The following is a 22,484-nucleotide window of genomic DNA, read 5'->3' as shown; positions in this document are numbered from 1 at the left end:
GCCCGGGACCACCGCCCGACCGGTGCCCCGATCCGCCGAAGGAGAAAGCCGAGATGACCCCGATCCGCACCGTCGCCGTGGCGCTGACCGCCACCGTCGCAGCCAGCCTCGCCGCCCGCGGCGTGATGACCCGCAGGCCGGCCGGCATCAGCCCGGTCACCGGCTTCGACATCACCCGGTATCTGGGCCGCTGGTACGAGATCGCGCGACTGGACCACCGGTTCGAGCGCGACATGACCCATGTGACTGCGCGATACGACCTGAACCCGGACGGGTCGGTGCAGGTGGTCAACCGCGGCCGGCGCAATGGCAGGTGGAAGGAGGCCCGGGCCACCGCCCGGTCCCTTGGCGATCCCGCGACCGCCAGCCTGGCGGTCAGCTTCTTCCCCGGCTTTCCCGGCGGATACCACGTGTTCGAACTGGATGCGGATTATCGCTGGGCGATGATCTCGGGCCCGAACCGCGGCTATTTGTGGATCCTGTCGCGCGACCCGACGATGAACGAGGCCACCTATCAGCGCCTGGTCGGCATCGCCCGCGACAAGGGGTTCGACGTGGACGGGCTGATCCGGGTGCAGCAGGAGGGATGACCGCCGAACCGCATGACGCTGGAAGCGGAGGCCGATTGCGCTCGACTGCACTGCCAGCCCCCAGCAAGTGTCATTCGCTCATCCCGGCTGGCTTGGGCGAGGGCCCGGCCGGCCGGCATTGAAAAGTCCCACTGCCGTGCCGACACGCAACTCGCACTGCCGGGTCAGGCAGCCCTGCGCGCGGTGGGGTCCTTCGGGTCGACGCGGATTTGGGCGACCGGGTCGCTGGCGTGGCGGGCCACGAGGTCCGGAAAGGTCTTGGCCAGCTTCAGGTCCGCAGTCATGCAGAGGCTTTCAGCCCGGATGATCGTCCCGTCGGCGTCGGCCTTGGCAAACAGCCAACTGTGGTCCTCGACCAGGATGTGGAAGTACCGCGACCCGTCGATGCGCGACCGCACGGTGGTGAGGTTGCAGGCGGGAACGATGATGTTGCCGACCTTGATGCCGTGATTGGGCGACAAGCGCACATTCTCGAACACCGCTGGGCGGTCTCGGTATTCCACCGGCTGCCAGGATTCGACCGTCAGGATCGTCTGGATCCCGCGCGAGGTGACAATCCGGTCGCCCGTCTGGATCTCCTCAACGGGGACCCAGCCGCGCTCGAGCCAGATCAGGGTCCCTTCGCCGAAACAGATGTAGCCGTGATCTGGCGGCAGGGGCGTGAAATCGTCGTTGCCGCGGCCGCCGCCGCCCCGCGAGGCAAGCGCCAGCAGGAACAGGGGAATGAGCGCCATCCACCAGTTCTGCGGTGCGCCTGCGGTCACGGCGGGCGCAGACGGAGCGACGTTGAGCATGGGCGCGACATAGCCCCCTGCCAGCGCCGTCCCGCCCCAAGCGCCGCATGCCGCAGCGGCGAGACCTGCCTGCCAGCGCCGGCGCAACCCGGACCAACCCCGCGGTCGAACTACCGGGTTCGTGGCCCTGCAATTCTTGGATGATCGAGCCTTATGTGTGTGGCGACTATTCCGGGCAAATCCGTGGTCCCGGGTCGCGCCAGCTTGCAGAAATGCAGAAGTAAAACGAATTGACAAAGAAAGTCGGAAGCGACGGAATGTCCCGTCCATGGCGTGCTCCATCCTCAATAGCGGTGCATCTTGTCCAGCAGAGAGAATTGAAGCGGCGATTCCAACTTGCCTTTTTCGACAGTGTTGCGGAAAGGACGTCTCGCCGTGGTTGCATGTGCTTGGATTTGCTTGAGTCAAGCGAGTCTGTCCCAACTGTCAATCTGGCAATCGCGTTGACTCGCGCCACGCGAGAAGTGTCAGAAGATGAAACTCCATTACAGCGACACAACGCAAAGTTGCGGGGCTGAAGCGCGACAGTCGATTTGTCGCAGTTATGATTCGCTTGGAACGGATCCGCGTCGAACAACACATCGTCTTTGCGCATGTGTCCGAGCCGATATGCTTAGAACAAAACCGAAGAAAGCACCTGATGGAGCAAGCGGTCCGCACGCTGTTCGCGCGATATGAAGACTTCTTCAACCGGTCCCTTGCCGGGGAGATCGATCTGGATGAGGGGTCGTCGCTGTACGCGTCTGACTTCATCGCCGCGTCGCCGTCCGGCGTCATCACGGGGCGGAACGACGAACAGCTGCGGCAGGTGATGGCGCAGGGGTTCGAGCGCTATCGCGCGATCGGCACGACCGGGATGCGCGTCCGGGACGTCCGTATCGCGCCGATCGATGACCTGCATTGTGTGGCCCATGTCGCGTGGACGGCAAGCTATGCCCGTGACGACCTGCCCGCGACGACGGTCGATTTCGATGTGCACTATCTGGTCCAGGTCCTGGACGGGGCGGCGAAGGTCTTTGGCTGGATCGCGGGCGACGAGGAGGCGGTGCTGAGACAGCACGGCATCCTGTAACGGCAGCCCGGCCGTGGGGCTGGGGGCCGGGATGGTGCCGGTGGGGCGGCGGGCGCATCGCCGTGCGGTGCCCGGGGACACCAAACGGAAAAGGCCCCCGCATGCGGGGGCCTCGTGCCGTGTCGTCCCGGCGTCGCTCAGCGGCGGTAGTTCGCCTTGGGCCCTGCGAAATACCAGATGATCAGGCCCAGCACCGGCAGGATCGCGATCAGGATGACCCACAGGATCTTGGACTTGCCCGACGCGTTCGAGTTGATGACCGAGGCGATCGCCCAGACGTCCAGGGCAAAGATGACGAGGCCGATCAGGCCATTGAAGAGGTTGGACATGATGTCTCCTGCGGCAGGGATGGGGGTGGTGGCGGCGGATGCCCTGCCGGGACAACCGTTCGCGGGGCAGGGGGTTCCCGCGGGCCCGCCGCCCGCGCCACAGTCCGGCCGGACCTGTCCAGGGTCCGCCCGTCAGCGGGTCAGAGGACGTAGCGCGACAGGTCGGCCGAGCGGGACAGGTCGCCCAGCTGCGATTCGACGAAGTCCGCGTCGACCGTGACCTGCGATCCGCCCTGGTCGGGGGCGGTGAAGGACAGATCCTCGAACACCCGTTCCATCACCGTGTAGAGCCGTCGGGCGCCGATGTTCTCGACGCTGCCGTTCACCTCGGCGGCGATCCGGGCCAGCGCCGCGATGCCGTCGTCGGTGAAGCTGACGGTCACCCCCTCGGTCGCCATCAACGCAGTGTACTGGCGGGTCAGGGCGTTGTCGGTTTCGGTCAGGATGCGGACGAAGTCCTCCTCGGTCAGGGCGCGCAGCTCGACCCGGATCGGCAGCCGGCCCTGCAGTTCCGGCAGCAGGTCGCTGGGCTTGGCGATGTGGAACGCGCCGCTGGCGATGAACAGGATGTGGTCGGTGCGGACCGGGCCGTACTTGGTGCTGACGGTGGTGCCCTCGATCAGCGGCAGCAGGTCGCGCTGCACCCCCTCGCGGCTGATCTCGCCGCCGCGCGCGTCGCTGCGGGCGCAGACCTTGTCGATCTCGTCGATGAAGACGATGCCGGATTGCTGCACGGCGTCCAGCGCCGCGGCCTTGATCTGGTCGTCGTCCAGCAGCTTGTCGGCCTCTTCGGCGATCAGCAGGTCGTAGGACGCGGCGACCGTGACCTTGCGGCGCACCCGGCGGCCGCCAAAGGCCTTCATCAGCCCCGACAGGTCCATCATGTTGCCCAGCCCCGGCTGGCCCGGGATCTCCATCCCAAGCGGGTTGGAGTGGTCGGTCAGCTCCAGCTCGATCACGGTGTCGTCCAGTTCGCCGCGCTTGAGCTTGCCGCGGAACATCTCGCGGGTCTGGTCGCGGGCCTGGTCGCCGGCGAGCGCCGCGATGACGCGTTCCTCGGCGGCCTGGTGGGCCCGGGCCTTGACCGCCTCGCGCATCCGGTCGCGGGTCTCGGCCACGGCAGCGTCGGTCAGATCGCGGATGATCTGTTCGACGTCGCGGCCGACATAGCCCACCTCGGTGAACTTGGTCGCCTCGACCTTGACGAACGGGGCGCCGGCCAGCCGCGCCAGGCGGCGGCTGATCTCGGTCTTGCCGACCCCGGTGGGGCCGATCATCAGGATGTTCTTGGGATACACCTCGTCGCGCAGGTCGTCGGGCAGCTGCTGGCGGCGCCAGCGGTTGCGCATGGCGACGGCGGTGGCGCGCTTGGCGGCGGCCTGGCCGATGATGAAGCGGTCGAGTTCGCTGACGATCTCGCGCGGGGTCATGTCGGTCATGGCTCAGGCCTCGATGGTTTCGACGGTCAGATTGCCGTTGGTGTAGACGCAGATGTCGGCGGCGATGGCCATGGCCGCGCGGGCCACCGACTCGGCGTCCCGGTCGGTGTCCATCAGCCCCCGGGCGGCGGCGAGCGCGAAGTTGCCGCCCGAGCCGATGGCGGCCACGTCGTGTTCGGGTTCCAGCACGTCGCCGGCGCCGGTCACCACGAACAGCTGGGCGCCGTCGGTGACGATCAGCATCGCTTCCAGGTTGCGCAGGTACTTGTCGGTGCGCCAGTCCTTGGCCAGCTCGACGCAGGCGCGCTGCAGCTGTCCGGGCGAGGCTTCCAGCTTCTTCTCCAGCCGGTCCAGCAGGGTGAAGGCGTCGGCGGTCGATCCGGCAAAGCCCACCACCACGTCATGGCCGCCGGGCGACAGGCGGCGGACCTTGCGGGCCGTGCCCTTCATCACCGTCTGCCCGACGCTGACCTGGCCGTCGCCGGCAACGACCACCCGGCCGCCGCGCCGGACCGCCAGGATCGTGGTGCCGTGCCACCCGGGAAATCTGTCGTCGCTCATTCGCGTCCCTTCAGTCTTCGGCGCCCGAGATAGGCGCGGGCGCCATCTTCCGCAACCGCGGGGGGCCGGATAGCCTGCGGCCATGCCCGCGCGCCCGCCCGCCGACCGACGCCCCAAGCTGCTGCGCATCCATCTGGACGGACCGATGCTGGCGAACGCGCGGGCGCGGCGGTTCAATTTCCTGAACGTGCTGACCGACGCGGTGCGCGATGCCGGGTGGCAGGTCGCGCTGCTGCCCGAGGGACCGGCGGCCGACGGGGACGATCTGCCCGAAGGCGTGCACGCGCTGCACCATATGCGGCGGCCGTCCCATCCCCGGGCGCTGAGCTTTCGCCGCGCCTATCACTATCCGTTCTGGTTCATCGAGCCGGTGGCCGAGCGCTGGCGCTTTGCGGTGGCGCGCGCGGCCTTCGACCCCGCACAGATCGACGGCGCCGCTGCCGCGGCGTTTGCCGAGCGGCTGCGGGCGCGGGTGCTGCCCGGCCCGCCGCCGCGGCGCGGCCGGCATGTGCTGGTGCCGCTGCAGGGGCATGTCCGGCGCTGCCGGTCGTTCCAGACGATGAGCCCCGTGGCGATGCTGGACCGCGTCTGCGCCACCGGCCTGCCGGTGGCGGCGACGCTGCATCCGCGCGAACGCTACGACGCCGACGACCGGGCGGCGCTGGCCGCGCTGGCGGCGCGGCACCCGAACCTGACGATCGGGGGCGACAGCGCCGCATTGCTGCGGGACTGCGCCTGGGTCGCGGCGCAGAACAGCGCGGTGTGTTTCGACGGGTTCCTGCTGCACAAGCCCGCGGTGCTGTTCGGGCAGATCGACTTTCACCATATCGGGCTGAACGTCGCGGCGCTTGGCGTCGAGACGGCGCTGGACCGGGCGCCGGATCACGCACCGGCCTTCGACCGCTATCTCTACTGGTTCCTGCAGATGCAGGCGATCAACGCGACGCGGCCCGACGCGCCGGACCGGATCAGGGCCGCCATGCGTCGGGGCGGCTGGCCGATCTGACCGCCGCCCGACTTTCGGTGATGGCCGGGCCGGTCCCAGGGACGGCCGGCCGCGGCCGGATCAGACGTTCTCGTCGATCCAGGCCTTGAGCGAGGCCTTGGGTGCCGCGCCGATCTTGTTCGAGACGACCTGGCCGTCCTTGAACAGGAACAGCGCCGGGATGCCGCGCACGCCAAGCTGCGCGGGTGCGTCCGGGTTCTCGTCCACGTTGACCTTCACGATCTTGACGCGGCCGTCATATTCGGTGGCCAGTTCTTCCAGGGCGGGGCCGATCTGGCGGCAGGGGCCGCACCATTCGGCCCAGAAATCGACGACGACGGGGGTGTCGGACTGGCGCACGACGCTGTCGAAATCGGCGTCGGTGGCGTGTTGGGTAGCCATTGCAAAGCTCCTGCAGAGGGGTCTGGTCGGATCAGAGCTATGGACGGGGTCCGGTCCGGTCAACCCCGCGGGTGCGGGACGGCAGCCCCGGCGGTCACCGGCCCGTCGGGTGGGCGGCCGGGCCGGTGCCGTCGAGCGCCGCCCGGGCCCGGTCCAGCGCGGCATCCAGCAGCGGATCGGGCAGGTCCATGAGCCGCCGCCCGCGGGTCCAGAGCACGCTGGCCCGCAGCGCCCGGCCCGGATAGATCAGCGCCAGGGCGGCGCGATAGGCGGCCATCTGGCGCAGGATCCCCTCGGGCACCTCGGCCGCCGTGCCGGGCAGGTCGGCATTCGACTTGTAGTCGATCAGATGCACCCGGTCGGGCGCCACGATCAGCCGGTCGATGGTCCCGGTGAGCGGTCCGATCCCGGGTAGCGTGGCCGTCAGCGGAACCTCCTGCAGCACGGTGGCGCCGGGGTCGTCGGGGGTGAACAGCGCGGCGAGATCCGCGGCCCCGATCACCGCCGCGACCTCGTCCAGCAGCGTGTCCAGCGTCGCCGCGTCGGGCAGTCCACCCTCGGCCCCGGCCAGGGTGGCGCGGGCGATGGCCGGCCAGTCGGCGGGGTCGCGGCCGGGCAGTTCCTCGAGCAGCAGGTGCAGGCGGGTTCCGGTCAGCATCGCGGCCTGACGGTCGGCGTCGGCCATGCTGCCCAGCGCCTTGGCCCCGCCGAGGCCGGTCGCGGCCAGCTGGCGGGGCGGGCGCGGCGGCGTGGCGGGCAGGGCGGCGGCCCAGAGCGGCAGCGGGGCAGGCGTGGTTGGCGGGGCCGGGGGCGCGTCGCCGGGGAGCTGTGGCCAGTCGCCGAAGGTCAGGCGGCGGACCCGGCCGATGCCGGGGATCTCGTGGTGCGATTCGGTCAGGGCCGGGGCGGCACCGGCGGCGGGATCGACAGCCCCGGTCAGCCGGTCCATGCCGCTGCTGACCAGCCCGTGCCAGCAATCCGGGCCGGTCTTGCCGGCGGCGGCGACGATCAGCCAGCTTTCGGCGCGGGTCAGCGCGACATAGAGCAGGCGGCGGTTTTCCTCGTCCCTGCGCCGGACCTCGTCTTTCACCCAGCGGCTGACCGGCTCGGGCCTTTCGTCGCTGCGCCCGCGCCAGATCGCCGGCGGTCCTGTCGGCGGGGTCAGGATCTGCGCCTGGTCGTTCGCCCGGCGCTCGGCGGTGTCGGGCAGGATGACGATGGGGCTTTCCAGCCCCTTGGCCCCGTGCACCGTCATCACCCGGATCAGCCCCGCGCCCTCGCCCGCCGCGCCGGGTTGGCGCCGGACCTCGGTTTCATCCTCGGCCAGCCAGACGAGGAACCCCGTCAGCGACGGCACCTCGGCCCGTTCGTAGGTCAGTGCCTGCGACATCAGTTCGTCGATGCCGTCCTCGGCCTCGTGCCCCAGCCGGCCGATCAGCCGGGCACGGCCGCCGTGACGGATCAGCAGCCGGGCGATCAGGTCGTGCGGGCGCAGGAAATCGGCCTGTCCCTGCAGATCCGCCAGCAGGTCATAGGCGACGCGGCCCGCGCTGTCCGGCGCGCTGTCGCGCAGCGCCTGCCACAGATAGCCGCGGCGCGGCGCGGCCAGGCGGTAGAGATCATCCTCGGACAGGCCGAACAGAGGCGAGCGCAGGGCGGTGGCCAGCGCCAGGTCATCTTCTGGCGTGGCCAGGAAGGACAGCACCGCGCGGATGTCGCGGACCGCGATCTCGGCCGCGAGCTTGAGCCGGTCGGCGCCGGCGACCGGCAGGCCGCGGGCCTTCAGCGCGCGGATCAGTTCCGGAAACAGCCGGCTGCGGCGCTGGACCAGCACCAGGATGTCGCCGGGGCGGATCGGGCGGGTGCGGTTGTCGCGCACCGAGGTGATCGGCTGGCCCAGCATGGACTCGATCCGACTGGCCACGGCCTGGGCCAGCACGGTCGTGGCGGCATTGGGTGCGGGGGCATCCACGGGCCGGTGCCAGTCGCGCGGCGGCGGGCCCTCGGGTTCCGGGACCGGGGTCCACAGGTCGACCCGGCCGGGCAGGTCGGCGCGGAATGCGATGTGGTGCGGGGGGGCGCCGAGGCCGCGCGCCGCATCGCCCGCGAAGACCGCATCGACCAGCGACAGGATCGCGGGCGAGGAGCGGAACGAATGTTCCAGGGCGGCCTGCTGCATGGGCGGGTCCAGCACCGAAAACGCCGTCTGAAAATCGCGCTGCCGTTCCTCGAACACGGCGATGTCGGCGCCCTGGAAGGAATAGATCGACTGCTTGGGGTCGCCGACCACGAACAGCGTGCGGGTGCTGCCGTCCGGGCGGGCGTCACCGGGCGGGGCCGCCGCCCGCGCCCCGGCGCCGGCGGTGAATTCGTCGGTCAGGCGCTGGATCACCCGCCACTGCCCGGGCGAGGTGTCCTGCGCCTCGTCCACCAGGATGTGGTCGATGCCGCCGTCCAGCCGGAACAGCACCCATGGCGCCATGGTCGAATCGGACAGCAGCCGCGCGGTGCGGGTGATCAGGTCGTCGAAATCCAGCCAGCCGCCGGCCTGCTTGGCCTCCGCGTAGCGGCGGCAGAATTCGCAGCCGAACGCCTGCAGCGCCAGGGTGCGGCGGGCATGGTCCAGCGCCAGCCGCCGGGGGCGCGCGATCTCGACCCGTTCCATCAGCGCGGTCAGCGCCTCCATCAGGGCCGCGCAGGCGCCGGTCTGAAGGGCCTTGGCCGGAAAGCCGCCGATCTTGGCCGTGAACGGCGCCGTCGCCTTCGCGCCGGTCAGCAGGCAGTGTTCCAGCAGGATCAGTTCGTTGATGCCGGGCTGGTCCCAGCGTCCGGCGGCGAGCCGGTCGCCGGCCGTCCGGTCCCTGGAACCACTGGTCCGCAGATGCGGGAGCAGTTCGGCGATCACGCTGCAGTCCCCGTCGGGAAAGACATGGGCCAGCAGGCTGTCGGGGGTGAAGCCGTCCGGCAGATCCACCTGGTCCCAGATCGTCGCGCGGCAGGGCGCGGAATCGAAGTCGCGCAGCGAGGCCAGAAACCGGTCCAGCCGGTCGTCGGTCAGCAGCATGGCGATGTCGGTCAGGGTGGGGTCGCCCTGCCGGGCCATCTGTTCGACGATTTCGGCCCGCAGATTCGCGGCCGAGCGGTCGTCCAGCTCGGCAAACCCGTGCGGCACCCCGGCTTCCAGCGGAAAGCGGCGCAGCACGGCGGCGCAGAAGCTGTGGATCGTCTGCACCTTCAGCCCGCCGGGCGTCTCGATCGCCTGGGCGAACAGGCGGCGCGCGGCGCGCAGGTCGGGCGTGTCGCCGGGGGCGAGACGCTGCAGTTCGCCGGTCAGCTGTCCGTCGGGCAGCATCGCCCAGCTGCCCAGGCGCGACAGCAGGCGGTTCTGCATCTCGGACGCGGCGGCCTTGGTGTAGGTCAGGCACAGGATCCGCTCCGGCCGAGTGCCACGAAGCAGAAGCCGCGCGACCCGGTCGGTCAGCACCCGCGTCTTGCCCGATCCGGCATTCGCGGTCAGCCAGGTCGAGCGCGCCGGATCGGCGGCCCGGCGCTGGGCGCGGGTGGCGTCGTCCGGATCGGCGGTCGCACCCGCGGGCGCCGGGGCGGGGGTCGGCGGGGTCAGGTCAGTCATGGTCGCCCACCTGCTGCGGGTGCGCCGCATCGGCGGTCGTCCATTCGCCGAACCGCGAGATGCCGTCGTAGTCGCTGCGGTCGGTCACCGACTGCAGCGCGGCGCGTGCGGTGAATCCCTGTCCGCCGGCCAGATAGCACGAGATCAGGTCTACGAACCTGTCCCATGTCTCGGTGAACAGATCGGCCGAGGCGGCGCGCGTCTCGGTCTCGCCCGGCCCGCCCAGGCGGATATAGCTGATCCCGGACACGCGGCGGCGTTCGCCCAGCAGGCCGCGTTCGACCATCGCCGCCTCGAGCAGCAGCTGCTTGTCGAAGGCCGCCATCTGGCTGTCGCTGGGGGGCTTGCCGGACTTGTAGTCGTAGACATGCGCGGTGCCGTCCCGCAGATGGTCGATGCGGTCGGGCTTCGCGGTCAGGCGGAACGCGCGCCCGCGCACATCCAGCCCCGGCACCGGCACGGTGTGGCGGTCCTCGACCAGGGCAGGGCTGCCAAGCTGCAGCCTTGCATGTTCGTCGGCGGCCAGCCGGTCGGCGATGCGGCGGATCCGCGCGGTCCAGAACAGCCGCGCGGCGGGCCAGGGCACATCCCGTTCCAGCACCCGGTCGGCTGCCTGCAGCAGCCGGTCGCGCAGGATGTCCGGCCCGTCCAGCGGGCCCGGCGGCGGCGTCAGGAAATCGTGCACGATGTCGTGCAGGATGGTGCCGCGCTCTGCCGCATCCGGTTGCGGCCGCAAGGGGTCCAGCGGGCGCAGGCCAAGGACCTTCTGCGCGTACACCGCGTAGGGGTCGCGGATCAGCCGTGCGACCCCGGTGACCGACAGGTCGGCCAGCGCCCCGGGCGGCGGGATCGGCGAGGGGCGTGGTTCGGGAGTGCCCAAGCTGCCGGGCGCGCGCAGTTGCCGGGCGTGGTCCAGCCAGACCCGGCCACGCGCCTGCATGTCGGCCAGCGCGGTGGGGCCATGCTGGTCGCCATCCAGCCCGCGGATCAGGTTGACCAGCCGGTTCAGCCAGCGCGAGGGGACGGTTTCCGCCTCGGCGTCGCGGCGGGCGCGGGTCAGGATCACCCGTGGGGCGCCCAGCCCGATCTGGAAGTCGTGGGCGGACAGGCCGATCCGCCGTTCCGGCAGGGTCAGCCCCGCCTGGCGGCGCATCTGCCGGCTGAGCCAGGGATCGGGCGGCAGCGCCTGCGGCCACCCGCCCTCGTTCAGGCCGGCCAGGATGACCAGGCCGGTGGCCTCGGTGCGGGCTTCGCGCGGGCCCCGGATGCGGACCAGGGGGTGGGCGGCGACGTCCTGGCGGACGGCCTGCGCCTGCAGCAGGTCCAGCAGCAGGTCGGCGTGGTCCGCAGCGGTCGCGGGCGGCCCGAGGGCCGCGTGTTCGGCCATGTGGTCCAGCACCGCGCGGGCCAGTTCGCCGGGCTGTTCGGCCCACAGCCGCGACTGCGCCACATCGCCATCCGGCCCGGCGGCCAGCGCCTCGGCCAGAGTGCGGCTGTCGTCGATCCGGTCGGCCAGCGGCCGCGCGGCCCGGTCATCGCCCAGCGGCGCCATCCGGTCGAGCATCGCCGCCACCCAGCCGGCCCAGATCGCCCGCTGCGGATCCGGGTCGGTGCCGTGCCTGCCGGGCCGCCCGGCCCAGTCGCGCAGGGCGGCGCCGTCGGGAAAGGCCGGGCCGTGGCGGCGCAGCTGCAGTTCCAGCTCGCGGGTCTGGCGCAGGTGGTCGCGGCGGGGCAAGGCGGCGCTGCCGGTGGCGGTCAGCGGATGTTTCAGCAGCACCAGCAGCCGGTCGATGGTCAGCGGCTGGCCGAACAGCCCCGCGACGTGGCGCAGGAACAGGCCGGCGGCGGTCAGTGACAGGGGCTGACCGGCGCTGTCGTCCGGGATCAGGCACCAGCGATCCAGCGCCGCCTGGACGCGCCGGGTCAGGGTACGGTCGGCGGCGATCAGCGTGACCGTCTGCTCGTCCTCGACGGCGGCACGGATCACCAGCGCGATGGCGTCCGCCTCTTCCGCGGGGTTCTCGGCCTCGATCAGGGTCAGGTTCCCTGTGGCAGGGCGCAGGTCGCCCAGCGCCGGGCCGTGCGCGATCCACTGGTCGGTCACCGGCGCGGGGCGCAGCGCCAGCGACACCAGCCGCGATCGGGCGGGATCCGGCGCCGCCGCGTCGACCCACGGGCGCGGCTGGCTGAAGCGGGCGACCAGTGGCGCAAACCGCGCCTGCGGATGGTCGTCGGGGGCATGGCCTGGCGCGGCACCGGCCTGTCCGTCGCCCGTGCCATCCCGCGCCAGCCGGTCCCAGATCTCCAGGGGCGTGTCGAAGTCGAAGCCGGGCAGCACCACCGCCCCGTTCGGCAGCGCGGCCACCGCCTGCATGAACAGCCGGGTGCCGCCATGCGAGCCGGTCGATCCCGCGACGATCACCGGCGCGTCCGGCAGGTTGCGGCCCGCCGCCCAGTCCGCCGCCATCCGTTCGGCCGCCCGGCGCTGGCGCGCCTCGCGGTCCAGCGCGGGCCCGGTCAGGTGGAACTCCGCGGCGATGCGCAGGAAGGCCAGCGCCCGCTGCCAGTGGGCGGCGTGGTCGGCGGCGTCGATCCGGTCCAGCGCATCGGGACCCAGCCCCTCGGTCTGCATCTCGGCCATCAGCTGCGCCAGCGAACCGGCGAGCTCGGGCACGCTCTGCCCCGGACGGGCATGGGCGGGGACCGCCTCGATCAGCCGGGCAAGCTGCAGGCGCCGGGCCAGTGGCGCGGCCAGCGGCTGGTCGGCGCCGTCGGCCCCCAGGTCGGCCAACAGCCGAAGCCGCGGCAGCAGCAGCGGCCCCCGCGCCTCGAACGCGGCGCGCAGGGCGGTCAGGGTGCGGCCGGAATTCGCATACACGGTGACGCGGGCCAGCGCCTCGGGCGGGCTGGGGGCCAGCCGCGCCAGCAGCCCGTCGGCGAAGGCCGCGGCAAAGTCGGCGCCGGGCGGCACCGCGTAGAGCCCGCCCAGATCAGCCATTGCGGATCAGCGCCTCGGCCAGCGGGATCGCGTCGGGGCGGCCGACATCGCACCAGCCGCCCGGATGGACCAGGCCAAAGGCGCGACCGTCGGCGATCAGCAGGTCCCACAGGCGGTTCAGCGAAAACACCTCCTCGCCGATCCCCGCCAGCCGGTCGGTGCGGATGATCTGGCAGCCGCCGTAGACGTGGTCGCCCCCGCGCGCGATCCGCCCCTGCGGGTCCAGCGCGAAGTCGCCGGCGCCGACCCGGCCGCTTGCCCGGTCGTGCGGCACCAGCATCAGCAGCGCGTCCATCCGGTCGCCGTCCCAAGCCGCGCGCAGGGCGGCCACCGGGTTTGGGCCGGTCCAGACCACGTCGGGGTTCATCGTGATGACCGGACCGCCCCCCAGCAGCGGCAGCGCGTGGCGCAGCCCGCCGCCGGTTTCCCGCAGCAGGTCGGATTCGTCCGAGATCACCACGTCGCTGCCGGCCAGATGCGCCGTGATCTGATCGCCCAGGTGATGGGTGTTGACGACGATCCGGCGGGCGCCGCCGTTGCGTGCCAGATCCAGCGCCCGGTCCAGCAGGGTGCGGCCCGCAACCGGGATCAACGGCTTGGGTGTATGGTCGGTCAGCGGCGCCATGCGGGTGCCGCGACCCGCGGCGAACAGCATCAGCCGGTCGGGTGCGTCTGGCCGCATCGGGCAGCGATCCTTTCGATCAGGTCGGGCGTGGGGGCCGGGATGTCGTCAAGCGCCGCCGCCAGCGGTGCGAGCGCGGGGTGCGCCACATCGCGCCGGACAGCGTCCCAGACCCGCGGCAGGAACTGCAGGTAACGCGGCTTGCCGCCGGTCAGGCACAGGCGCACGAAGATCCCCGTGATCCGCAGGTTGCGCGCGGCCCCAAGCAGCGCATAGGCGGCGGTGAAGCGGTCGCGCGGCAGGCCCGTCGCCGCGAGGTAGCGGTCGATCTGGGCCCGTTCCAGCCCGACATCCACGTCGCGGCGCGCATCCTGCAGGACGGAGACCAGGTCATAGGCCGGATGGACCGCCACCGCGTCCTGGAAATCCAGCAAGCCGAGGGGCAGGTCATCGCCACGGTCGACGATGTTCTCGGCATGAAAGTCACGCAATCCGACCACCGGGGCAACATCGGCGCACAGGGCTTCATGCAGGGTCCGGACCGCGGCACCGATCCCGGCGCCGCGCCCGGGCGCACCCGCCGCCGGGGCATACCACTCGGCGAACAGGCCAACCTGGTCGGCCAGCGCCGGCCCGTCGAGGCGGGGCAGGGTGTCCGGCGGGGGGTGGCGGTGCAGGTCGACGAGCAGATCGGTAATCCGGTCGTGCAGCGGGGCGGCGCGTGCCGGGTCGCGCTGCAGCACGCGCGCGACCAGATCGTCGCCCAGATCCTCGAGCAGCAGCAGCCCCTGTGCGGGATCCTGCGCCAGCACCGCGGGGGCCGCGAATCCGCGGTCGCGCAGCCAGCTGGTCATTGCCAGATAGGGTTCGCAGGATCCGGGCGGGGCGTCCATCAGCACCGCGCTGCGGTCAGCGTCCCGCAGCCGGAAATAGCGGCGTGTCGAGGCGTCGCCGGCCAGCGGCAGCACCTGCGCCTCGGACCAGCCCGCGCCGTGCAGGAACTGCGCAATATGGGTCAGACGCGGGATGTCTGTCCATCTGTCTGGATCGCCCGTCAGCGTGATGGCCCGCCGCTCGGGGGCGGTTTCCCGCAGCGCGACGGTCAGCGTGTCGGGCGGCGGGGGGTCCATCCGCTCGGGCCATTCGATCAGGGTGATGGCTTGCGCCAACGCCTCGTCAAGCCCCAGTTCGACCAGCTCGGCCGGGTCGGTCAGCCGGTAGAGGTCGGCGTGCCAGATCTCGCCGCGTGGCGTGTCGTAGCTTTGCACCAGGGTAAAGGTCGGGCTGGGCACCTCGGCGTCCGGATCGCCGGCGCTGGCCCGGATCAGGGCGCGGGCGAAATGGGTCTTGCCGGCGCCGACCGGGCCCTGCAGCAGCAGGCAGTCGCCGGGGCGCAGAACCGCCGCCAGCAGGCGTCCCAGTCCGGCGGTCAGCGCCGCATCGGCGTCGGGAAGGCAGGCAAGCGCAGCGGTCATCGGCGGGCAGACTAGCGCCTGGTGGCGGCGCCGGAAAGAGGCCCGGGCGAGCGGTCCGACGGGGCGCGAGACCGTAGCTCCCGCCGCACCGGATCGGCGCCGCCCGGGCCGCCCAGCGCGGTGCCCAGGGCCCGGGCGGCCGTGACGACACGGGGCGCCATCAGGTCGATGCGGGCGGCGGTCAGCCGCGCGGACGGGCCGGCCAGCGCCAGTGCGGCGACCGGATCGCCCAGACCGCCAAAGACCGGCGCGGCGAGCCCCGACAGGCCCTCGGCGGCCTCGTCGATCTCGCGCGCCACGCCGCTGTGGCGGATGGTGGCGAGGTCGGCGGTCAGGTCGCCCTGGTCGGTCCGCGTGGCCGCGGTCAGCGCCGGCAGGTCGCCGCGCCCCAGGAGCGCATGCACGCGCTGCAAGGGAAGATGCGCGATCAGCGCCTTGCCGGCGGCCGTTGCGTGCAGGGCCAGGCGGGTGCCGTCAGGCAGGTCGGCCCGCACCGGGTGGGGCGGTTGCGCCTGCGCGACGATCAGGGCGCCGTCCCCGTCAGCGACCGCCAGCAGCGCGGTTTCGCCGCTGTCATCCGCCAGCGCCCGCAGGATCGGCCGGGCCCGGTCGCCAAGGCCGCCGCGGCGCAGGAACGCCGCGCCCAGCCGGAATGCCGCCGGCCCCACCGTCCACAGCTGGCTCGCGGGGTCGAGTTCGGCCATCCGGCGTTCGGCCAGGGTGGTCAGCAGCCGCAGCACGGTGGTGGGTGGCAGGTCCAGCTGGCGCGCCAGTTCGGCGCGGCTAATTCCGTCCGCCGCGGCCAGCGCCAGCACCGTGTCGAGGGCGCGGGCGACGACACGGGAAACGTCGGGCCGGGGCGGATCGGATGGCATGCTCAGTCCTCCGGTGTCATGGCGACGGTTCCATCAGGTCACCGCGTGGCGCTGCTGGAACCGCGGCGCGCTCCAGCTGCGGTCCCGCAGGATCCCGGCAAGCGTCGCGGCGGCGCGCGCGATGTCGTCGGTGCCGAGATAGAGCGGCGTGATCCCGAAGCGCAGGATGTCGGGGGCGCGGAAATCTCCGATCACCCCGGCGGCGATCAGCGCCTGTATGACGGCATAGCCCTGCGGGTGGCGAAAGCTGACATGGCTGCCGCGGCGCGCCGGTTCACGGGGCGAGGCGAGGGTCAGCTCCGGACAGTCCGCCTCGACGGCGGCGATGAAGGCCTGCGACAGCTCGATCGACCTTGCGTGCACGTCCCCCATCGAGACGCCGTCCCAGACATCCAGGGCGGCGTCCAGCGCCGCCAGCGCCAGCACCGGCGGCGTGCCGACCCGCATCCGCTCGATCCCCTCGCCCGGGGCATAGGTCAGGTCGAACGCGAAGGGCTGGCGGTGCCCCAGCCAGCCGCTGAGCGCGGGATGCACCTGATCGGCATGCTGCGGGGCGACGTGGATGAATGCCGGGGCGCCGGGGCCGCCATTCAGATACTTGTAGGTGCAGCCGACCGCGAAATCGGCCCCGCCGCCCGCCACGTCCACAGGCAGGGCCCCGGCGGAATGGGCAAGATCCCAGATCGCCAGCGCGCCTGCGGCGTGGGCGCGGGCGGTCAGGTCGGCCATGTCGTGGCGGCGCCCGGTGCGGTAATCGACCTCGGTGATCAGGATCGCGGCCACGCTGTCGTCGATGGCGCCCGCGACGTCGTCGGGCGCGACCAGCCGCAAGTCGTGGCCTGCGTCCAGCATCTGCAGCAGGCCCTGCGCAATATAGAGGTCGGACGGAAAGTTGCCGGTGTCGGACAGCACCACCTTGCGGCCGGGTCGCATCGCCAGCGCCGCGGCCAGCGCCTGGTGCACCTTGATCGACAGCGTGTCGCCCATCACGACGCTGTCCGGCGGCGCGCCGATCAGGCGAGCAACCCGGTCCCCTACCCGGCGCGGCAACTCCATCCAACCGGCGCGGTTCCAGCCGGTGATCAACATCCCGCCCCATTCGTCCCGGGCGACCGCGGCCAACCGGTCGGGCACGTTCCGGGGCAATGGGCCCAGCGAGTTGCCGTCCAGGTAGATGACGCCGTCGGGGATCTGGAACAGGCCCCGGGTCCGGTCGAAGTCGGTCATCGCGGCGTCGTCACTGGGCTGCCCTGTCACCGATGGCGGTGGGCCGTCTTCGCATCTGGCCGGGATCGCTGCAACGGCACAATGCGGGGACCGCGCGATGCGGATGTCTAGGTGCGGGCTGTCACGTGGCGCCGCGCCGCGATAGGGCAGCAGGCAGCAGCAGGCAGGATCTGGCGTGAACATCGTGTTCGACATCGGCAACGTGCTGATCCGGTAGGACCCGGCGGCGGTGTTCCGGGACAGCTTTCCGGACGGCGTAGCGCGAGAGGCGTATCTTGCCGAGATCGGGTTCCGTGACTGGAACATGGCGGCGGACCGCGGCACCTCCTGGGCCGACAACGTCGCGGCGCTGCAGCGCCGGCTGGGGCCGCGGGCGCATCCGGCGGTGCTGTATCCCGACCGCTTCGCCGACAGCATCCGCGATCCGATTGAGGGCAGTTGGGACCTGCTGGAGCGGCTGCGCGACGGCGGCCACGCGATCTGGGCGATCACCAATTTTTCCGCCGAGAGCTGGCCGGTGGCGGTCGCGCTGCATCCCCGGCTGGGCCGTGCCTTCCAGGACGTGATCGTGTCCGGACGCGAACGCGTGGCCAAGCCCGACGCGGCCATCTATCGGCTGCTGACCGCCCGGCACGCGCTGGACCCGGCCGCGTGCCTGTTCATCGACGACAGCGCCGAGAATGTTGCGGGCGCACGGGCGGTGGGCATGCAGGCTGTCCGGTTCACCGATCCGGCGGCGCTGGGCCGGGCGCTGGTCGCACGGGGGCTGCTGGCGCCCGACGCGGGCCTGGGGGACGGGTCAGATGACTGATCCCCCGTCGATCTCGACCAGCGCACCGCGCTGGCGGATCACCTGACGACTGACCGCGTGCCCGGCCCGGATCGCATCGGCGACGCCGTGGCCGGCAAGCCGCGCCGCCAGATAGCCGGCATTGAAGCTGTCGCCGGCCGCCGTGGTGTCGACCGGCGCCTCGCGGCGCAGCTCGTCCACGCATCCGGTTCCGTCCGCGCCCCCGAACCGGACCGGCTCGCCGCCAGCCTTGACCACCACCTGCCGCGCCCCCGCCGCCAGATAGCGATCGATCGTCGCCTGCGGGTCGGGGTCGCCGAACTGGCCGTGCTCATCGTCGAAGCTGGGCAGCATCTCGTCGGCCAGCGCCGCGGCCCGTTCGACCGTGCCGCGCATTGTGGCCGCATCCGCCCACAGCCTGGGGCGCAGGTTGGGGTCGAAGGCGACGCGGGCGCCGTTTTCGCGGGCGCGGGCCAGGGACGCGAGCAGCCGGTCACGTCCCGCAGGGGGCAGAATCGCCAGGGTGATGCCGGACAGGTAGATCCAGTCGGCCGCAGCAAAGGCGCGGTCCAGTGCAGTGCCGTCATCCGCAAGGCCCCGCGCCGCCGACTGGCCGCGCCAGTAGCTGAAGCTGCGTTCGCCCCCGGTCAGGTGGATGGCGTAGAGCCCGACCTCGGCCGCCGGATCGCGCGAGATGTGGGTGACGTCCAGGCCCGCGGCCTCGATGAACTTGCGCATCCCGTCGGAAAACGGCGACACCCCGATGCGCGACATGAAGCCGATGGCCCGGTCCGACGGCAGCAGCCGGCGCAGATACCACGCGGTATTCAGCGTGTCCCCGGCAAAGCCCAGCCGCCACAGCGAGGGCTCGTCCGCGGGGGACATCTCGACCATCGCCTCGCCGACGCTCAGCACCGCCAGCGGGCGGCCGGTGCGGGCCGCCGCATTCTGCCGCAGTTCGGTCATCGCGGTCCGGTTCCCGGTGAAGGATGGGTGCGGCTCATGCGCTGGTCCCCTGTGCTGGCGTGCGCTGGACGCGCAGCTTCGATGCCGGGGACGGGCTTGGCAAGGGGGACGGCGGACCCCCGGGGCCATTGCGTCGACGGGGCGCCTCGTCTTAGCTGATCCGGACCTGACAGGAGGCCGGGCGGCGCCGACCGCCCCCGAAAGGATGCAGCATGAACCGGAACACGGCAGGCGAGCGGCCGGGGCGATGGTGACGGCGGAGACACAGTCGATGGAGAACGCCGGGTACGAGCCTTCAGCAGGCGGCGCCCGGCCGGACTGGATCGCCGTCGACTGGGGAACCAGCGCGCTGCGGGTCTGGGCGATGGCGGATGACGGCACGGTCCTGGACCGCGGCCGGTCGGACCAAGGCATGGGCGGTCTGGACCCGGAGGGGTTCGAGCCGGCCCTGCTGGCGCTGATCGGGGGATGGCTGCCGGCCGCCGGGACCATTCCGGTGATCGCCTGCGGCATGGTCGGTGCGCGCCAGGGCTGGGCCGAGGCGGGCTATCGCCCCGTGCCCTGCGCGCCGCTGGCCCTGCCGCTGACGGTGCCGCCGGTTTCCGATTCCCGGATTCGGGTCGGGATCGTGCCGGGGCTGTCGCAGCTGCGGCCCTCGGCCGACGTGATGCGCGGCGAGGAAACCCAGATCGCCGGGGTCATGGCGCTCGAACCCGGATGGGACGGGGTCGTGTGCCTGCCGGGAACCCACAGCAAGTGGGCCGAAATCTCGGCGGGGGAGGTCGTGAGCTTTCGCAGCTTCATGACCGGCGAACTGTTCGCCCTGCTGTCCACCCGGTCGGTGCTGCGCCATGGCCTGGCCGGCAGCGGCGACGACGACGAGGCGGCATTCGATGCCGCGGTGCTGGATGGGGCGGCCCGCCCCGAAGCGCTGGCCGCGAGGCTGTTCACCCTGCGGGCCGAAGCCCTGCTGACCGGCCTGCCCGCAGCCGCTGCCCGGGCGCGGCTGTCGGGGCTGCTGATCGGGGCGGAGCTGGTCGCGGCTCGCCCGTGGTGGCTGGGCCGCGACGTGCTGATCGTGGGTGATGACGCGATGGCGGGGCGCTATGGCCGCGCCCTGTCGGCAATGGGCGTGACGTCCCGCACCCTGCCGGCGGAACGCGCGGTGCTGGCCGGGCTGAGCCGTGCCCGCGCTTTGGCGGCAAGGGAGAGCGCATGACCCGCAACATCATCGCCATCCTGCGCGGCGTCACCCCGGACGAGGTCGAGGATCACGCCGCAGCCCTGATCGGCGCCGGCATCACGATGATCGAGGTGCCGCTGAACTCGCCCGATCCGTTCGACAGCATCTCCCGCTTGCTGGCGCGGTTCGGCGACCGGGCCCGGATCGGTGCGGGGACCGTCCTGACGGTCGGTCAGGTGAATCTGCTCGCGGGGATCGGGGCGCATCTGGTGGTGTCGCCCAATGCCGATGCCGCGGTGATCGCCGCCACCCGCGCGGCCGGGATGGAGAGCTGGCCGGGGGTGATGACGCCCACCGAATGCTTTGCCGCGCTGGCGGCCGGGGCCACCGGGCTGAAGCTGTTCCCCGCGTCGCTGATCGGGGCCGCGGGGCTGGCGGCCATCCGCGCGGTGCTGCCGCCCGAGGCGCCGGTCTACGCCGTGGGCGGTGCCGGGGCGTCGAACTTTGCCGCGTGGCGGGGCGCAGGCGCCGACGGGTTCGGGATCGGCACGGCGCTGTACCGTCCCGGCCAGTCCGCCGACGCCACGGGGTCGGCGGCGGCGACGATCGTCGCCGCCTATGACGCGGCCTGCGCCTGACAGAGGTGGCCGTCGATCCGTGCCGGGACGGCCCCAGCGGTCAGGCCACGACCTTCTGGGTCTGTTCGCCCAGGCCGCTGATGCCCAGCCGCATCGTCTCGCCGCCCTTTAGGAAGACCGGCGGCTTCTGCCCCATGCCGACGCCCGGCGGGGTTCCGGTCGTGATCACGTCGCCGGGCAGCAGCGTCATCAGCCGCGAGCAATAGCTGACCAGGGCCGCCACCCCGAACACCATCGTGCGGGTCGTTCCGTCCTGGTAGCGGCGGCCGTCCACCTCCAGCCAGAGGTCCAGGTCCTGCGGGTCGGGGATGTCGTCGGCCGTGACCAGCCACGGACCGATCGGCCCGAAGGTGTCGAAGCCCTTGCCCTTGTCCCAGGTGGCCGTCCGTTCCAGCTGCCATTCCCGTTCGCTGACGTCATTGACCACGCAATAGCCGGCGACGTGGTCCATGGCCCGGTCCTCCGGCACGTCCCGGGCCGGTGCGCCGATCACGACGCCCAATTCGACCTCCCAGTCGGTCTTGGTGGCGCCCCGCGGAATGTGCACGTCATCATCGGGGCCGACGATGCAGCTGGTCCACTTGTTGAAGACGACCGGTTCGGACGGGACCGGCATCCCGGATTCCGCCGCGTGATCGGCATAGTTCAGCCCGATCGCGACGAACTTGCGCACGTTCCCCACGCAGGCACCCAGGCGCAGCCCCTGCTGCGGCGTGCCATCGACCAGCGGCAGATCTGCCGGGTCCAGCCCGCGCAACCGGTCCAGCCCCGCCGGGGTCAGGGCGTCCCCGGCAATGTCGGGGACGTGGCCGGACAGGTCCCGGACCCGGCCCTGATCGTCCAGCAGGCCGGGTTTCTCCTGCCCTTGCGGGCCATAGCGCAGCAGTTTCATTCTCGCTCCTTCACAAGGCGACGGAGGCCGGGGCGCGGGTTGGCCGGGCCAGCCGTCAGATCGTCACGCCGCCATCGACCAGAACCGCCTGGCCAGTCATGAAGCGGCTTTCGTCGGACAGCAGATAAACCACCATCGGGGCGATGTCGTCCACCACTGCAAGGCGCCCCATCGGCTGGCGCGCGACAAAGTCGCGTTCCGCCTGGGCCGGGTCGGGTGCGCCGGCGATGCGCTCGCGCAGGCTGGGCGTGTCCACCGTGCCGGGGCACAACGCGTTGGCGCGCAGACCGCGCTGGACGAAATCGGCGGCGACGGATTTCGTCAGCCCGATCACCGCCGCCTTCGTCGTGCCGTAGGCACAGCGGTTCACGAATCCCTTCACGCTGGACGCCATCGAGGCCATGTTGACGATGGACGCCGCGCCGGTCCGGTCGGCCTGCCGCAGCATGCCTGGCAGCACCGCGCGCGTGACGTGGAACATCGCGTGGATGTTGATCGCAAAGCTCGTGTCCCAGTCGGCCTGGGTGCAGTCGAGGATGTCACCGTTCACGACGACCCCCGCGCAGTTGAAGAGGCCGTCGAGATCGCCCGCCCCTGCGCCGACCCGTGCCACGGCATCTGCATCGGTGACGTCCAGCTGCGCCGTGGTCAGACCCGATGCGGACAAGTCGGACAGCAGCCCGGGATCGCGGTCGGTGGCCAGCACCTCTGCCCCTTCGGCCGCGCAGGCGAGTGCCGCGGCGCGGCCCATCCCCTGACCTGCGGCCGTGATCATGATCCGCTTGCCCGAAAGCCGTCCCGCCATGTGTTTCCCCCCTGCCGCCGGTGCTGCGGCCTGCCGGGTGACAGGCTGCGCCGAAAGGATATTCTGTCGCAAGCCGATTTGCCGGTCGGGCCCGCGACCACGGGTTCGTCCGGGGCCCAGATCGGCATTGCGGGCATGTGGACCTTACCCTAGCGTGCGACCTGCACACAGCCTTTCTGTTCGGGGTCGAAACGATGGCGACAAGGCCAG

General features: G+C 71.8%; 19 protein-coding genes and 2 pseudogenes. 6 read left to right on the top strand and 15 right to left on the bottom strand.

Going from position 1 to position 22,484, the window contains the following annotated elements:
• Positions 1-53: 53 nt before the first annotated feature.
• Positions 54-590, top strand: coding sequence for a lipocalin family protein (locus tag Q0938_RS07210; RefSeq protein WP_299360582.1), 537 nt, complete (start codon positions 54-56; stop codon positions 588-590).
• Between the two features lie 164 nt (positions 591-754).
• Here the strand turns inward: Q0938_RS07210 and Q0938_RS07205 are convergent, their stop codons facing one another.
• Positions 755-1,324, bottom strand: coding sequence for a Hint domain-containing protein (locus Q0938_RS07205; protein ID WP_299360581.1), 570 nt, complete (start codon positions 1,322-1,324; stop codon positions 755-757).
• Between the two features lie 700 nt (positions 1,325-2,024).
• Here Q0938_RS07205 and Q0938_RS07200 point away from each other — a divergent pair.
• Positions 2,025-2,456, top strand: a complete 432-nt coding sequence (locus Q0938_RS07200; protein ID WP_299360580.1) for a nuclear transport factor 2 family protein — start codon at positions 2,025-2,027, stop codon at positions 2,454-2,456.
• Between the two features lie 137 nt (positions 2,457-2,593).
• Here Q0938_RS07200 and Q0938_RS07195 read toward each other — a convergent pair whose 3' ends face one another.
• The 3 genes from Q0938_RS07195 to hslV form a co-directional block, all read right to left on the bottom strand.
• Positions 2,594-2,785 (bottom strand): PLD nuclease N-terminal domain-containing protein, encoded by a 192-nt coding sequence (locus Q0938_RS07195; RefSeq protein ID WP_299360579.1) that lies wholly within the window; start codon positions 2,783-2,785, stop codon positions 2,594-2,596.
• Positions 2,786-2,925: 140 nt separating this feature from the next.
• Positions 2,926-4,224, bottom strand: a complete 1,299-nt coding sequence (hslU, locus tag Q0938_RS07190) for an ATP-dependent protease ATPase subunit HslU (protein ID WP_299360578.1) — start codon at positions 4,222-4,224, stop codon at positions 2,926-2,928.
• Between the two features lie 3 nt (positions 4,225-4,227).
• Positions 4,228-4,785: an ATP-dependent protease subunit HslV gene (gene hslV / locus Q0938_RS07185; protein WP_299360576.1), complete on the bottom strand. Its 558-nt coding sequence runs from the start codon at positions 4,783-4,785 to the stop codon at positions 4,228-4,230.
• A gap of 82 nt (positions 4,786-4,867) precedes the next feature.
• Between hslV and Q0938_RS07180 the strand changes: the two genes are divergently transcribed.
• Complete coding sequence (locus Q0938_RS07180; protein WP_299360575.1) at positions 4,868-5,791, top strand: hypothetical protein; 924 nt, start codon at positions 4,868-4,870, stop codon at positions 5,789-5,791.
• A 60-nt stretch (positions 5,792-5,851) separates the two neighbouring features.
• Here Q0938_RS07180 and trxA read toward each other — a convergent pair whose 3' ends face one another.
• The 8 genes and pseudogenes from trxA to kynU form a co-directional block, all read right to left on the bottom strand.
• Positions 5,852-6,337 (bottom strand): thioredoxin, encoded by a 486-nt coding sequence (trxA, locus tag Q0938_RS07175; protein WP_366942736.1) that lies wholly within the window; start codon positions 6,335-6,337, stop codon positions 5,852-5,854.
• Complete coding sequence (gene addA / locus Q0938_RS07170; protein WP_299360573.1) at positions 6,267-9,803, bottom strand: double-strand break repair helicase AddA; 3,537 nt, start codon at positions 9,801-9,803, stop codon at positions 6,267-6,269. The genes trxA and addA overlap by 71 nt, the downstream gene beginning before the upstream one ends.
• Positions 9,796-12,801: a double-strand break repair protein AddB gene (gene addB, locus Q0938_RS07165; RefSeq protein WP_299360571.1), complete on the bottom strand. Its 3,006-nt coding sequence runs from the start codon at positions 12,799-12,801 to the stop codon at positions 9,796-9,798. Before addB ends, addA begins: the two co-directional genes overlap by 8 nt.
• A complete protein-coding gene (locus Q0938_RS07160) occupies positions 12,794-13,483 on the bottom strand; it encodes a nucleotidyltransferase family protein (RefSeq protein ID WP_299360569.1) in 690 nt (229 codons plus the stop codon). The genes addB and Q0938_RS07160 overlap by 8 nt, the downstream gene beginning before the upstream one ends.
• Positions 13,456-14,379: pseudogene (locus Q0938_RS19380) on the bottom strand (phosphotransferase); the annotation flags it as partial. The gene Q0938_RS07160 and the pseudogene Q0938_RS19380, both read right to left, overlap by 28 nt.
• Positions 14,380-14,439: 60 nt before the next feature.
• Positions 14,440-14,898: pseudogene (tsaE, locus tag Q0938_RS19375) on the bottom strand (tRNA (adenosine(37)-N6)-threonylcarbamoyltransferase complex ATPase subunit type 1 TsaE); the annotation flags it as partial.
• Between the two features lie 11 nt (positions 14,899-14,909).
• A complete protein-coding gene (locus Q0938_RS07150; protein WP_299360567.1) occupies positions 14,910-15,773 on the bottom strand; it encodes an IclR family transcriptional regulator in 864 nt (287 codons plus the stop codon).
• A gap of 33 nt (positions 15,774-15,806) precedes the next feature.
• On the bottom strand, positions 15,807-17,000 hold the full coding sequence (gene kynU, locus Q0938_RS07145) for a kynureninase (protein ID WP_299360566.1): 1,194 nt from the start codon (positions 16,998-17,000) through the stop codon (positions 15,807-15,809).
• A gap of 229 nt (positions 17,001-17,229) precedes the next feature.
• Between kynU and Q0938_RS07140 the strand changes: the two genes are divergently transcribed.
• Entirely contained in the window at positions 17,230-17,811 is a 582-nt protein-coding gene (locus tag Q0938_RS07140; RefSeq protein ID WP_299360565.1) for an HAD family phosphatase, read from the top strand.
• Here the strand turns inward: Q0938_RS07140 and Q0938_RS07135 are convergent.
• Positions 17,800-18,756 carry a sugar kinase gene (locus Q0938_RS07135; protein ID WP_299360564.1) on the bottom strand — a complete coding sequence of 319 codons (957 nt, stop codon included), beginning with the start codon at positions 18,754-18,756 and terminating at the stop codon, positions 17,800-17,802. The genes Q0938_RS07140 and Q0938_RS07135 overlap by 12 nt on opposite strands.
• Before the next feature lie 271 nt (positions 18,757-19,027).
• Here Q0938_RS07135 and Q0938_RS07130 point away from each other — a divergent pair, with 271 nt between their 5' ends.
• Together Q0938_RS07130 and Q0938_RS07125 are read left to right on the top strand one after the other, a co-directional pair.
• Complete coding sequence (locus tag Q0938_RS07130; RefSeq protein ID WP_299360562.1) at positions 19,028-19,975, top strand: 2-dehydro-3-deoxygalactonokinase; 948 nt, start codon at positions 19,028-19,030, stop codon at positions 19,973-19,975.
• Complete coding sequence (locus Q0938_RS07125; protein ID WP_299360561.1) at positions 19,972-20,577, top strand: 2-dehydro-3-deoxy-6-phosphogalactonate aldolase; 606 nt, start codon at positions 19,972-19,974, stop codon at positions 20,575-20,577. Before Q0938_RS07130 ends, Q0938_RS07125 begins: the two co-directional genes overlap by 4 nt.
• A gap of 40 nt (positions 20,578-20,617) precedes the next feature.
• Here Q0938_RS07125 and Q0938_RS07120 read toward each other — a convergent pair whose 3' ends face one another.
• Together Q0938_RS07120 and Q0938_RS07115 are read right to left on the bottom strand one after the other, a co-directional pair.
• Entirely contained in the window at positions 20,618-21,469 is an 852-nt protein-coding gene (locus Q0938_RS07120) for an ureidoglycolate lyase (protein WP_299360560.1), read from the bottom strand.
• Positions 21,470-21,524: 55 nt separating this feature from the next.
• Entirely contained in the window at positions 21,525-22,274 is a 750-nt protein-coding gene (locus Q0938_RS07115) for an SDR family oxidoreductase (RefSeq protein WP_299360558.1), read from the bottom strand.
• Positions 22,275-22,484 lie beyond the last annotated feature (210 nt).

The organism is uncultured Paracoccus sp. (assembly GCF_947496875.1).
In the GTDB taxonomy this organism is placed as follows: Bacteria; Pseudomonadota; Alphaproteobacteria; order Rhodobacterales; family Rhodobacteraceae; genus Paracoccus.
This window is presented reverse-complemented; position numbering and strand designations above follow the sequence as displayed.

Coding starts and splice junctions, on each gene's coding strand:
- Q0938_RS07135 (WP_299360564.1), bottom strand. CDS start 18,756: ATGACCGAACTGCGGCAGAATGCGGCGGCCCGCACCGGCCGCCCGCTG.
- trxA (WP_366942736.1), bottom strand. CDS start 6,337: ATGCCGCGCTGGACCGGGCCCGGGCGGCGCTCGACGGCACCGGCCCGG.
- Q0938_RS07125 (WP_299360561.1), top strand. CDS start 19,972: ATGACCCGCAACATCATCGCCATCCTGCGCGGCGTCACCCCGGACGAG.
- Q0938_RS07210 (WP_299360582.1), top strand. CDS start 54: ATGACCCCGATCCGCACCGTCGCCGTGGCGCTGACCGCCACCGTCGCA.
- Q0938_RS07195 (WP_299360579.1), bottom strand. CDS start 2,785: ATGTCCAACCTCTTCAATGGCCTGATCGGCCTCGTCATCTTTGCCCTG.
- hslU (WP_299360578.1), bottom strand. CDS start 4,224: ATGACCGACATGACCCCGCGCGAGATCGTCAGCGAACTCGACCGCTTC.
- Q0938_RS07180 (WP_299360575.1), top strand. CDS start 4,868: ATGCCCGCGCGCCCGCCCGCCGACCGACGCCCCAAGCTGCTGCGCATC.
- Q0938_RS07130 (WP_299360562.1), top strand. CDS start 19,028: ATGGAGAACGCCGGGTACGAGCCTTCAGCAGGCGGCGCCCGGCCGGAC.
- Q0938_RS07205 (WP_299360581.1), bottom strand. CDS start 1,324: ATGGCGCTCATTCCCCTGTTCCTGCTGGCGCTTGCCTCGCGGGGCGGC.
- Q0938_RS07115 (WP_299360558.1), bottom strand. CDS start 22,274: ATGGCGGGACGGCTTTCGGGCAAGCGGATCATGATCACGGCCGCAGGT.
- Q0938_RS07200 (WP_299360580.1), top strand. CDS start 2,025: ATGGAGCAAGCGGTCCGCACGCTGTTCGCGCGATATGAAGACTTCTTC.
- Q0938_RS07160 (WP_299360569.1), bottom strand. CDS start 13,483: ATGCGGCCAGACGCACCCGACCGGCTGATGCTGTTCGCCGCGGGTCGC.
- addB (WP_299360571.1), bottom strand. CDS start 12,801: ATGGCTGATCTGGGCGGGCTCTACGCGGTGCCGCCCGGCGCCGACTTT.
- addA (WP_299360573.1), bottom strand. CDS start 9,803: ATGACTGACCTGACCCCGCCGACCCCCGCCCCGGCGCCCGCGGGTGCG.
- kynU (WP_299360566.1), bottom strand. CDS start 17,000: ATGACCGACTTCGACCGGACCCGGGGCCTGTTCCAGATCCCCGACGGC.
- Q0938_RS07150 (WP_299360567.1), bottom strand. CDS start 15,773: ATGCCATCCGATCCGCCCCGGCCCGACGTTTCCCGTGTCGTCGCCCGC.
- Q0938_RS07120 (WP_299360560.1), bottom strand. CDS start 21,469: ATGAAACTGCTGCGCTATGGCCCGCAAGGGCAGGAGAAACCCGGCCTG.
- hslV (WP_299360576.1), bottom strand. CDS start 4,785: ATGAGCGACGACAGATTTCCCGGGTGGCACGGCACCACGATCCTGGCG.